A 12,972-nucleotide genomic window follows, 5' to 3' on the forward strand; every position below is an offset into this window, starting at 1 on the left:
GGGTTGTTACGCCATCTCTCTATGCGCTTATCGCGTTTGCTCAAGCCCTTTCCCTCCGTGAGTATTCCACAGGGCACCATATATGATACCAGATGGGAGTATTACGTGCAAGGCAGGTTGGGAAGGAGGGGGACCTCCCGGTGACGGAGCTCGCTGGGCGCACGAGCATCGCCATCCCGTTCCACAACCACCTCACTGCCGAGGAGATCGACTACGTCGCCTGCGTCCTCGAGCGGGCGCTCGAGGAGATGCAATAGGCCCGGGTGCAGTTTTCGCGACGGTGGCAGGGCGAGAGCGGTTGCCGTAGAGGCATCGAAAGGTTCATTGACGCGCGGCAGGATCAAGCGATGTCTTGTCGAAGTAGGCTACTGGATATGTTTGGATCATCGTCGGTTTCTCGTCATCGGTCGTGGCATGGGCTCTGGATGCTTGAAACGTCGCATGTTCTGAAGGAAGGGGGCGTAAGACTAAACCGTCAAGTATGCTGTCCGGACAGAGCGTCGCTCTCCAACCGGACCCAGAAAAGAGGCCGACCGGGTGATGCCGATGGCAGAACACAGTCTTCGCATAACCATTGACGGGGAAGAGATCAGAGAAGGGGTACCGCTGCTACTCCTTGCGACAGTCTTCAGCGGCCTGCAGAGCACGATTTACTACATCGCGATGGCCGAATCCGGCCGCGATGTACGCACGAGGGCTCGCGTGCCCGACGATATTCGGACGCAGTACCAGTTGATACGCACGGCGGAGCACAACAGCGCATATACCATTGAAGCCATGTTTGCACCCCCCGTGCAAGCGTCTCTACCATTCGAACCCAACGGGCGGACGGCGGTGCTTGAGAAGTACACGGCCCTTCTGGGTGCCCTTTCGGAATCCGGCGACCGCACGCTGTCAGCGCTGTTTCCTGACACGACATGGCGGAGGAGGATACTCCGGTCCCTGGAGGCTTATTGCCCGAAGAAGGGGGACCAGTGGCACCTAACCGTCAGTCGCGAGCCCAAAGGGAGTACGGCAACTCTTTCAGCCGCGACCCGCGCGCAAATAGTCAAACTCCTTGCTGAACCGGGATTCGAGGAGATGACCGTTAGCGGCGAGCTTGTGCGTATACATCTGGACGAGCACAAGCTTGGGATCTATTATCAGCCGACAAGCCGCGTGCTGGACTGCTACTACGACCCTGAACTGGAGGACCTGATCGTGGAGAATCTGAAAGGAATCGTCCATGTGACCGGCAGGGTCCAACTCGATGCGAACGGGTTTCCTGACAAGATCGTCAATGTTTCCGACATCCGTGCCCTTGACCTTCGACCGCTTGTGCTCAAATCAATCGAGACTGCTGGGGGGAGGCTCGTTCTCAGGCGGGCGGAGTCAGTCAAGCCATCATTTGAGAACGGGGAGGTCGTGTTCGAACTGCCCGACTTGCACATCGTCGCATCGGGCGCCACGCGTGAGGACGCTGTGGAGAAGCTCTTTTCCGATCTCGTCTGGTTGTGGAAGGAGTATGTGCTCGCACCTCACGACGAGTTGTCTCAGGACGCAAGAGAGCTCTCGGAACGTCTTCGTGGGATGATCGAGGAGGCTTCGGTGGGGAATGGGTGAGGCGAACCGTAGGGACGTGGAAAGCGCATTACACAAGAAGGGGTTTCGGCGGTCAAATGGCAGTCACCGCAAGTTCGTGTTCTACACGCGCGGCGGAAAGAAGACGTCGGTGTGGACCGAGATAAGTCACGGGTCCAGCCACAGGGACCTCTCAGAATTCATCCTTCACAAGATGGCTGATCAGTGCCGGCTGTCCTATGCTCAATTCAGACGACTGATCGAGTGCCCCATGTCACGTGAGGAATATGAGGGGCTGCTGGTTCAAAACGGGGATGTAAGAGAATAGGACCTCCAGCATCGGCGAGGGGGACGAGGTTACTGCGACTCCGTTTAGCTTCGGACTCCGCTCAGCTTTGTCGTGTCCGGCAACTGCATCCTCTGTGACGTAGCCGCATTTAACGGCCATCTCCCAAAGCTGGTTAGGGCCGCATACCTTCTCCTTAAGGGCTAACGATTGCCGAAACGCGCGCCTGGTAGGCGTCGATCGTCGAACGTTTGAGCTGCAAAAGCCGTCACTCGAAAGCAGTCAAGGGTCTTGAAGATGGGATGAGAGACTTGTTTCGCCAGGTCCCTCGACGGTACCAAAGGTAATTGGCGACTGCCCCGGCGGTCCAGCTTATGAGAAGCGAGAAGAACAGCGCATCGGGGGACCCTGCATGGTACGTTTGGCTTCTGGTAAGCCATGCCCAGAGATACGCAACGGGCACACGCACTACGACAGTGGTGAACATCGAAATCCACATGGGCGGCATGGTGTCGCCGGCTCCGCGCATGATGCCTCCGAAGACCTGGGAGACCGCCATGGCCACGTATCCCGCGGCCAATATGCGGATCTGCCTTACGCCCAGGCGGATGATCTCCTCGGTTGTGGTGAACATGGTTATCAAGTTCTTGCCGAACAACAACAATAAGGCCACCAGCACAAAGGACGTAGTCAAGCTTATTCTCAGTATGTCCTTTGCTCCCTGGTTGACCCGGTCCATTCTGCCCGCCCCGATGTTCTGGCCGACAAAAGTAGCAATAGCCATGCCGAAGGTGAAGTTGGGCATCATTGCGAAGCCGTCAATTCGCATGACCGCGGTTGTACAGGTCACTACCTGATAGCCCATGCTATTGGCCAGTGCCTGCACGAACACCATGGACATCGAGAAGATCGCCTGCGTAACGCCTGCCGGTAGCCCCAACCGCAGTAGCTGCCCGGTCAGCTTCTTGCAGGGGATTAGGTTCGCGCCATCCATGTTCACGACATCTTTCATACTACACAGCCTGATAATGCACAACACCGCGGAGACGGCTATCGAAATGACCGTTGCCACGGCAGCGCCTGCGACTCCCATATCGAGGCCTGCGACAAACCAGATGTCCAAGACTATGTTCAGGAACGACGTCAGCAGCAGGGTCAGCAATGGAAAGATGGAATTGCCCAGCCCACGCAGGATTCCCGACAATATGTTATAGAATCCGACCCACACGACTCCCCAGAGGATGATGGTGAGGTAGGAGTGGGCCATATCGAATGTCTCCACAGGCGTGTTTGTCAGCTTCAATAGGGAATCCACCAGAGGTATGCCGACAGCCATAACCAGAAGCGAAGACACTGCGATCAGGCTGATGGCATTGCCAATTGCGCGCGAAAGCGACTCTTTGTCCTTGGCCCCATAGTATTGTGCAACCATGATACCTGCGCCCGTCGAGATCGCTATGAAGAGGACATACAGCAGGTTGATAACAGGAAGGGTCGTCCCGATGGCTGAGAGAGCTTTATCACCCACATAGCGACCTACAATGACTGAATCGGTAGTGTTGTACATCTGCTGGGCTAGGTTGCCGATGAGCAAGGGTATGGAAAACCTCAGCAAGGCAGATCTTGGCTTTCCCACCGTCATGTCTTGCGCGCCGAACAGTGCGTTAAGCTTCCTGAACATGCAGCAACCACCTTTTCCCCGATGATTATGCCACCTAAATGCCGATAACGCAATGTAGGGTTTCAAGCTGCCTCATATCCATCCCTCCCTCCCTTGCAAACCGGACGAGGCCCTGCAAACCGAACTAGGTTCTACCCTTGCCATACCCAAGGTCAATCGCGCGTTTGCGCTCCCGATCAGCCGCCGAATAGAGGGTAATTGTCTCCAGGCACAACGGATTGGGCGCTCGTTCCCAGTACAGGCCGGGTTTGGAGTATGCTTCGTCATAGTTGAACACGGGCAACCCTGCCCAACTCCTTTTAGTTCCGGCTGGCCCAGTTAGTCATGCCGAATGTGAACGACGCGTGGATGAACGACGCGCGGAATGGAGTTATAGCCCTCTGCTAGAGATTCGCTGTGCTTGTGGTTCTCCCCCCTCATCGTAAGAGTCAGGCAACGCCCAAGCGGCAATCTGCGGGCGAGCAATCTGCGGGCGGGCTAGCCTCCGCACGCATGGGGCACCGGGTCATCCAGTTTCCATATCGGCAGGCTTTTCCGAAGGAGCTCTTCAGGAAAGGGCGAAATCTCAGCACAGAAGGATCAACATGAGGTCAACATGAGGTGACTCGGCTTTGCGACACATAACCCGTCTCATTGCAATATCGCGCGACTACTGGAGTTGGATGGTACTGGCTTTCATAGCGATGCTGGGGACGACTGCCGCCAACTTGGCAGGCCCTTGGCTGATAAGAAGTCTTGTCGGCACAATTGAGGAAAGCTTCAGCCATGGAACGGCAGGCGCGAGCCAGGTAGTCAAGACGTCGGTGATTCTGCTCCTCGTGTATGCTCTCAGGCCCGCGCTCGCAGCCCTGCAAGTCTGGTCCACTCACGTTGCAGGGTGGGGCAGTGTGGCTGCGGCTCGGAAGCAGATATACGGGCATCTGCAAAGGCTCTCTCCGAAGTACTACTCGGCCACTCAGACAGGGCAGATCATGTCCAGGGCAATCAACGATACAGCCTCTTTTGAGGCTTTGATCGCCCACGTGATCCCCGAGGCCATAGTCAGCCTCCTGACGGTCGGCGGGGTCTTTGTCGTGCTCTTCTCGATCAATCCAAGGCTGGCCTTATACACTTTGGTGCCCATCCCCTTCATCATACTCGGCTTCATCGCGTACAACCGATTCGTGCGTCCTCTCTTTCGCTATGCCCAGGCAAAGCTGGGGGATCTGAACGCGATCCTACAGGACAATCTAAGCGGGATGCGCGAGATCCAGGTATTCGCGCAGGAAGAGCGAGAAATGGAGTCCGTGGGAAAACGCATTATGGTGCATTCTAAGGCTATAACGAAAGCCGTGTCTACAAGCGCCTGCTTCCATGGGGCGATCGACTTCTTCGCAGGTCTCGGAACAGTCGCTGTTGTCTTGCTGGGCGGTTTGATGGCGCTCAGAGAACAGATATCTGTCGCGGACATCACAGGATTTCTTCTTTATGTGAGCCTCTTCTATGAGCCGATCATGAGGCTTAACCAGCTCAACGAGTCTCTTCAGCAAGCCTTGGCCGCCTCCGACCGCTATTTCGAAGTGCTCGACACAAAACCCGACATAGATGACGCCCCCAACGCCATCCAACTCGGTAGGGTTGAAGGACGCATAACGTATGAGAACGTCTCCTTCAACTATGACGGCACCCCTGTGCTCAAGAACATAAACCTGGAGATCAAACCTGGCGAGATGGTTGCTCTCGTAGGTCCGACAGGTGTGGGAAAGACAACGATGGCCAACTTGATCCCGAGGCTCTACGATCCCACCGAAGGACGCATTCTCGTGGATGGCGTGGATATCCGCACTGTGACGGTCTCTTCCCTCCGCAGGAATGTGAGCATGGTGCTGCAGGACGTGTTCTTGTTTAACGGGACGATCGCTGAGAACATAGCTTACGGCAGTCCTGACGCTACGTTGGAAGAAATCGTCGACGCTGCAGTAGCTGCAGGAGCTGATGAGTTCATCAGAGAGATGCCGAACGGGTACGACACCCACATAGGAGAGCGCGGCGTAAGGCTCTCGGGCGGACAGAAACAGAGGCTTGCCATAGCAAGGGCACTCCTCTACGATGCGCCCATTCTCATCCTGGATGAAGCGACATCATCGGTAGACACCGAAACCGAAGCCAAGATCGCAGCTACGCTGGAAAAGCTCATTCGGGGCCGGACTACCATAGTCATCGCGCACCGTCTCTCGACAATTCGCCGTGCGGACAGGATCATTGTGCTGGATGAAGGCGAGATAGTGGAGCAAGGGACACATGAAGAGTTAATGGCTCTGGGCGGCCTGTACGCCAGATTGGTCACGGTTGATTCAGACGGAGCGTGGCTTGCGCCGGAAAAGGCATAGGGGGATGCAACCTCCACACTCACGAGGTTTCGCATATACTCACGGGGTTTCGCATGTTGCACCGGTCGCGGAAAGGCCCGGAATCTCCGTGCCTGATGGACCTGATGGGATGGTCTCTTTTCGTTCGGCGACCCACTAAAAGTGGTCAACTATCAGATTAGCGTTTACATCGTTCAAATGAAGTACTTACGGATAATCGCGTCTGCCTCCCGGCTCAGGTCTCCTGACTCCTCCGTGATGATGAGCCGACCAGGGAAGAAGCGGTCATACCAGGCGCGTTTCTTCTCCCAGTGAGCCCGGTACTCAGGCCGGCTTAGTAGGCCTACGTGCTCCCAGTAATAGTCGCTTCCCCTCCAAGTGATAGTGAAATCAGGCAGGTAGAAGCTACCATCCGGACCGTACAAGGGCTCCTCATACCTAAACGGAATGCCGCGCTCGTGCAACATGTTGGCGATAATGACCTCTGATTTCGACCGGACCATCACGTCAGCAAGAGTGCCGTGCCCGCGTCCGTCCTCACGCCCACGCCATTCCTGTGCTGCCATCAACCCGTCAGGGACGGGGCGAAAAGCGAACAGCGAGGAGTTGATGCGCTCGAGATGGGAGTACTCCCGCCGTCGCATCTTGAGCAACATGGATACGTCCCTCTCGACCAGCAGCGTGCAGTGCTTTCTTGCTCGCGTCAAGGCGGTATAGAGCAACTCAGGAGAGAGCAGACCCTGCTTGCTCGCTGGAACCACCAGGTACACCCGATCGAAATCGCTGCCCTGGGCCTTGTGCACCGACAGCGCATACGCCAGCTCGAGGTTTTCACCCACTGATTCGTCAGGGCACCCATCGCCGAGATTGCGGCCGTAGCCCACCAGTAGGCCTTCTCGGCGAGCGAACACGACACAGAACCGCTCGAGGCGAAGACTTCGTGACAGCTCCTTGTCGCGATCAAGGGGGTGGCGCACGACGAAACCGATTTGTCCGTTGAAGACCTCAATGGGCTCGGGCTTGCCCTTTCCGCATTTGTAGCAGGCCTTAATCGGCCTGGAGCGCGGGCGGTTGACAACCTGGATAACCTTGTCGAAAAGCGTGATGCCGTCGATCGCTCCCACCTTACTGAGGAGGCTCTTGCGGAGCCGCTCCTGGCAGATTCGATTGATCTCCTCCGTTCCGAAGAACTCGCCCCTGTAGGGAGTAATGATCTGAAGATAGTCGGGACGCCTGTCGAATGCTTGGCTCCAGAGTACCCACGGTTTGTCTTCGTCCTCCACTGGCTTGCTCTTGCCGCGAGGCGGTCTACGTTCCAGGTCAGTCCTCATGTCCTGTTCGATCTGGCTGATGAGGAGGTCGTTCAGCTCTGCCTGGCTGCTCCAGTACAGAACGCGGAGGTCGTGGTCGATGTCGCCCCCTTCCTGGACCCGCTGGAGCATGATCTCCGCTGCCGTGCTGGCATCCTCGTTCTTGGCATCGCGGAGCGCCGTACGCAGGTAGCACTTCGCCAGGTCGATGATCCCGGTGCCGCCCCCGGTCAGCCTCCCTTGCGCCTGACGTAGGTTCTCAGTGAGCACCGCGACATTCTCCGGATAGTCCTTCTCGAGGTACTTGATGATGTCGCCGAATACACGCCCACGGCCGATCGGGGGAAGCTGGTTCGGATCGCCAACGAGAATCAAACGCTGTACGGACGACCATCTCACGGACCGGAAGAAGGCTGCTGCGAGCGAGAGGTCTAGCATCGAGCATTCATCGAGGATATACGTGGAGTACTGGTCTTCGATTTGTCCTCCCTGGCGCTTGAAGGACATGTTGGGATTCAGCCATCCGTGGCGTGCGAGGAAAGAATGTATAGTTGCAACCTCCACTTTTCCTCTGAGAGCGTCATCTGCCTCGAGCACTTCTCGGATTCGGTCAGTGGCCTTCCCGGTGGGTGCGAGCGCGATCACCGACGCGCCTGCGCCGTGTCCCTTCTTGATGGCCTTCACGATAGCTCTCACCACCGTGGTCTTGCCGGTACCTGCCTCCCCGCATAAGACGCCGAGCGGCTTCCGGAAGATCTTCTCACAGGCTTCCGCCTGGCGCTCGATTGCTTCTCGGTAGTCTTGTTCGGCCAGTCCGGCAAGAACGCTCTGCGGGTCGTACAAATAGTCGCGCCAGCTTTGCCTGGTGACCGGGAATTGCGGCTGGATGTCGGGACCTCCGAGGAGAAAGCGGAGGTCTTCCTCCAGCCTCCGCTCGTCTTCGTACACAGTGCGGAGGTACAGGTAAGTCCGATCGCCCTCGCGACGGATATGGAGCGCTCCGTGCATCACATCCGCGTCAACCTCGAGGTGCCGCTCACGAAAGGCGCACCGTTTCCATTCCGGCAGTGCGCTCAACCGTCGGTTGACACTCTCGATCAGCTGATCGGCAGCCGCGAAGCAGTGGGCGCTTTGCCTCTTCAGAGCATCCACGAGCAGCGCTCTCAGACGCCGTGGGTCGTCGACCGCGGCGCGAGAGTCGCAACCCAGGTCCGGAGAAGGAATCATGCCACGGTCGATTGTACCCCACGGTATGATGTCATCAGGGTCGTTGCCGAGGTATTGCTCGCATAGGATATAGGGGTTATTCGCTATGGCGTCAAGGTCGGCAGTGATGCCGTTCTCTTCCCTGTTCTCAGAGAGAATGCTGCAGATTTGTGCGGACTCTAGATCAAAACGTGGCAATACATCGCGAAGCAAGTGTTGCTCGGCCGGGGTCCGCACTTTCCACTTACGCAGGGCACCCTTTGCCTCGTCGGGCTTCAGATCGAGTCCGGGGACCGTGCTTACGCGGCCTTCAAGGAAACCGAAGATTGCGTCGTGAGCCTCCACCTCGCGGCCATCAAGGGCTTGTTTCTTGAAATAGGGTATGGCAGCGGGGAAGCCGATAGCTTCGAGCACTGCTCCCATTCCTGGCAGCAATCCTCGGTGCCGCCACAGCTCGGCGATTAGTCCCTGGAGCCACGCGGTACGGCTTCGCCAATCCTCTGTAGTGTCCCCGATGTCTCGCAGGTTTTCGACGACCCGGAGGAAGCTCTCGACGAGGCCAAGCGCGTCGTCGTCAGACAGGAGGCGGGTAGCGTACTTGCAGACTCGCGGGTTGTCCGGGAAGAGAGCAATCTGTTCGAGCACTTCCGGCTGGTTGCGATATTTGTGGTACGGGATTCGAAACCCCTGGTTCGGATAGTGCGATGTTATGTTGCGCTGCCATACGAACCCACCACCGTATCGTTCCCGGACTCGTTGGGAGCATCCTTCGTAGAAAAGCTCATCGCCTACCGACTGCACCCTCGAAAGGCCCACGAGCACGTACCGCTTCATCTCGTCCTCGCTGAACGGGTTGGAGTAGTTTGCGTAGTAGAAGACCAGGCTGCGGTCAGGCTTGATACTATCGAAGTATGTGCGGGCACGTTCCAGGCGCCTGTCGTAGTCGAAGCGATTCCCGACACGCACATCGTCCGCATACATCTCTTCGTATGGCCAGACGCACACAGTGGCGGGCGGCACGGGCCATCGCCGGGTCGACGTTCCGTCCTTGAACCAGCTAGGGGGTTCAGCCTCGGCCTGCACCTCTTCGGCTCCAAAAGCGTTGATACTGTAGCAACACGGAGGGATCCGGTCGAGGCTGCCACAGTGTTTGCCGGCGCACTGTTTCTCCCAGTTCAAGTCGCGGTTTTCTGCGATGTGCTGCCCGGGGTACGAATATTCTCCTACGCAGAAGGTGTTTGCGGCCGGGTTCCGGCAGATGCAGCCGTTCCAGCCATCATCGTGCCACGCGAGCCGTGCTGAGATGTGCATCCCGAGAACCTCCCTCATTGGTTTCCTTGCTCTCAGACGCTGTCAGGCGTTCGTCATGCCGCGGAGGCGCGAGCAGCCGAGGGTCAAGCTACCGGTGTTGCGTTTGCTATGTCAGCGCCGCCACGTTAAATCGTTCCAAACCACCACTACCGAAACCACCGCCGCGCCCGGCCGAAACCACCGGCTGCCGGTGAGGTCCAAGAGTCCCATTATTGACAACCGCTGACGAGGCTCAGTGCTGCCCTTCCTCCTAGGCAGCCGTACGCCACCTGCCGCGGGCGCGCGATGGCTGTGTGAACCAGAGTCTTGCTGTCCCTCGGAACAGAGCACTACTACCGCACCTGTGACAAACCGACAAAGCCAATTAGCACATCATGTCTTCCGGATTACCCTCACGAACCAGGCATGCTGCGAAAACGGCAATCGTGCAACCTTCTCGATGCCTAGATAAGGACCAGTTGGGAGCGCTGCCCCTGAAGCAGGCATAAGCAGTCCGGGGGGAGAATCGATTCTGGCAGCCAGCCCCGCGTTGATGGCCGCTTGCACCCCTGGATTATCGAGCCAAGCCTCACCAGGGAACTCGCGCAGAACGGCGTAGCTGACATTATTCGGACTCGTGACAGGCTCGGGGGCGCTCTGTGTCTCATGGGGGCGAGCGTCGGGCCCGTGGTCTGACCTTGAGACTGAAGACTCGACTTCGTCCTTGGGCTCGATTTCGTCCTTGTCAGGGTGTTCGTCTTCGTCGGGACCGCCATTCGAGACGTCGCTTGCGTTAGCATCGGATTCCCGCCTCGATGGCTCGACGCCGCCTTCGATCTGCGCGATAACCGTGGCCAGGCTGCGCTCCTTATCGGGCGACAGCGCTTCGGCCTCGATGGACTCGAACCACTCGGGTTGCCCGCCGAGGACAGTGAGTATTGCCCGTGCGCGAGACATCCCAGTGTACAGAAGAGCGGTCCTCACGGGCGCATCCCAGCCCCAGCCGCCTAGAACCTCGATCTCGGCCAGGACAACCCCAGGTCGCTCAAGCCCTTTGAATCTCCAGATGGACGATACGAGCACATGCCGGCCGTTTTCTTTTACATTGCGTGGGTCCCACGTAAGGATGTAATTGCCGACCCGCTTTCCCTCGGAGAGCTGAGACTTCCCCGCCAACGGCGTCAAAATGACGAAGTCTCGAGGGCTCAGATGTCTCTCCACGAAGAACTCATGCAAAACCTGACTCAATAGCTTCGGATTCTCGCTAATCCCGCCTCCCAAGTATATCCGGGGCTCGGGTCCCGGCACGTCTGGAGGGTTAGGAGTACGGCCTTGATAGAGTTTGACTACCATATCATGAATTGGCCTGGTAAAGCGCACGCTCTGAGGCAGGAGGTATGACGGGCCGCCAATAGGCCAGCAGCGCTTTGCCGAGTACAGCCGTTGGTTGTCGTCATAGAAGATGTAGAACGCCCCATTCTTCCTGCGAAGCAAATCCAGGGGCACCCACCAGAGTTCGTCGAAGTCCTGACCCTCGTCCACAATGATTGCATCGAATTGCGGACCCAGGCGCTCGGCTGCCTTCGTAAGAGCCTCGGCCCATTGCGGGTCGTCTCGTCCGAATCTACGTGGGTCAAGCTGACTAGCGATCTCGTTGAGGCCTGCTCTCGCAGCTAAAGACCGGCAAAGGCTATGAAAGGTCCCCACTTCCAGTCTCAGTAGGTCCGGAAGATTGCCCGTGCTGCTTCTGATCCTTGTGTGGAGCTCCGGCTTGATCCAATCGGCAAGCGGTCTATTAAAGCACGTCAATAGAACACTCAGACCCTGCTCGTAGAATTGCTGAGCCTTTATCATTGCTAGGAATGTCTTCCCGGAGCCTGCACACCCACTTATAAGCGCCTCTTTCTGCTGCTCAAGGGCGGTGAGTATATTGACCTGGGCTTCCGTGAGGCGTGAGATGCCTCCCTCAATCTCGTCAATGACTCGCGACAAATCAACCGGCAGCCGCACAGCGGGGCAGAGGACTTCGACAAGCGCGTCAACAGCCTTCTTGCCGGAAGCGACGTCATTCCACTTAGGTGCGCCCAATTGCCTTTCGATCTGTCCCAGCCTGGTTTCGAGATGCCTCAGGTCATTCGAGTCGATGATGCGTTCCCTGGGTATCGGGCCGACCTGCTGATTGCCGGAGATCGATACATCGGGAAAGGCTACAGCCCAGCCAAATCTGTACTGAATGTTTGACGTGCGGGGATCGGTCTTTAGCTTTCTTTCGATCGCATGCGCATTGTCTTGCGCCTGTCGCACGGGGTCTTTTATCTCGTGTCTCTTGCCGTTCAGGCTGGTGCTGTACCACGTACCAGTCTCCCGGTCGAATTCGATCGCACCACCCTTTATCTCAACGACCAAGTAGCCCCAGGTCGTGTCGCCGATAATCACGTCGGCCTCGGCTTCGGACCCTGCTCTCGGGAAGAGGGACAATCCGAACATCGCCACGAAATCGTCCGGTAAGCGTCTGCATTCTTCGTGGAAGCGGCGTTCTGCCATGCTCTTGACGTGGTTTCCGAGCTTTGCGGGATACAGCTTAGCCACAATCCCACCCCCAGAGTCGCTGAAAGTATACTTGCGGCAGGATCCGCCGACGATGCGGGTGTGCCGGATGTGAAGGCGACCTGCGATACCACGCCATCCTCCGCGACGCGCCTACGCTCCCGCACGCCCCCCGCGCTCATCCGGTAAGGCCCCCACGGTGGTACCGGTGGTGGGCTCTCGACACGACCAGTCGCGCCAACGCAGCGTCATTGGTTTTGGCCTCATGTCTTCTCATTTCGCTTATTTCGCGAAGGGTTGTTGCTCTCCTTCGTAAGATAGCCCATAAGGTGGGACGCAGGATGGCACATGAGATACCGCCGGAACGAGTTTGCCCTGGCGGCCCCCTTGCAGTCCGCCTCGCATTCCTCCCTACAGTTCGCAGCGGCCTTGACCTTCTCTGAGCGGTCCGTAGCTTCCCTCATCTCCGCCGACAGTCCCGGATACAAGGCATTACTGAGCACGCACGCAACATCCTTGCGTTCGCATGCCTTCCTGCCGAACTCCTCCGCCTTTCTATCGAAACCATCGCGGCCCTCGGCTTCCGTGACCGCAATGCTGCTCCACCCATTGTTTCTTGGCACTCAGCAGGATCAAGCGGTATCATGTCGAAACCGTCGATTGATCACGAATGGATCGTGTTCTCTGTCCTACCGATTCTTGGCGGCTGGTCGTGTGTCAGTACTCGGGGCCTAGCGACAGTAC

General features: G+C 57.6%; 7 protein-coding genes. 3 read left to right on the forward strand and 4 right to left on the reverse strand.

Annotated features, from left to right (window positions below):
* Positions 1 to 537 precede the first annotated feature (537 nt).
* On the forward strand, positions 538 to 1,602 hold the full coding sequence (locus GX515_08860; protein HHY33105.1) for a hypothetical protein: 1,065 nt from the start codon (positions 538 to 540) through the stop codon (positions 1,600 to 1,602).
* A complete protein-coding gene (locus GX515_08865; protein HHY33106.1) occupies positions 1,595 to 1,888 on the forward strand; it encodes a hypothetical protein in 294 nt (97 codons plus the stop codon). Before GX515_08860 ends, GX515_08865 begins: the two co-directional genes overlap by 8 nt.
* Positions 1,889 to 2,114: 226 nt before the next feature.
* On the opposite strand, the gene GX515_08870 is transcribed toward GX515_08865, so the two are convergent.
* On the reverse strand, positions 2,115 to 3,527 hold the full coding sequence (locus GX515_08870; GenBank protein HHY33107.1) for an MATE family efflux transporter: 1,413 nt from the start codon (positions 3,525 to 3,527) through the stop codon (positions 2,115 to 2,117).
* 611 nt (positions 3,528 to 4,138) lie between these two features.
* Between GX515_08870 and GX515_08875 the strand changes: the two genes are divergently transcribed.
* Entirely contained in the window at positions 4,139 to 5,896 is a 1,758-nt protein-coding gene (locus GX515_08875) for an ABC transporter ATP-binding protein (protein HHY33108.1), read from the forward strand.
* 173 nt (positions 5,897 to 6,069) lie between these two features.
* On the opposite strand, the gene GX515_08880 is transcribed toward GX515_08875, so the two are convergent.
* From GX515_08880 to GX515_08890, 3 genes are all read right to left on the reverse strand, one after another.
* The gene (locus tag GX515_08880; protein HHY33109.1) at positions 6,070 to 9,720 is read right to left on the reverse strand and encodes an AAA family ATPase; all 3,651 of its coding nucleotides are present in this window, start codon (positions 9,718 to 9,720) and stop codon (positions 6,070 to 6,072) included.
* Positions 9,721 to 10,074: 354 nt separating this feature from the next.
* Positions 10,075 to 12,270 carry an AAA family ATPase gene (locus tag GX515_08885; protein ID HHY33110.1) on the reverse strand — a complete coding sequence of 732 codons (2,196 nt, stop codon included), beginning with the start codon at positions 12,268 to 12,270 and terminating at the stop codon, positions 10,075 to 10,077.
* Positions 12,271 to 12,491: 221 nt separating this feature from the next.
* Positions 12,492 to 12,851 carry a hypothetical protein gene (locus GX515_08890; GenBank protein HHY33111.1) on the reverse strand — a complete coding sequence of 120 codons (360 nt, stop codon included), beginning with the start codon at positions 12,849 to 12,851 and terminating at the stop codon, positions 12,492 to 12,494.
* Positions 12,852 to 12,972: the final 121 nt, after the last annotated feature.

Source organism: Bacillota bacterium, assembly GCA_012842395.1.
Classification (GTDB): domain Bacteria; phylum Bacillota; class SHA-98; order UBA4971; family UBA4971; genus UBA6256.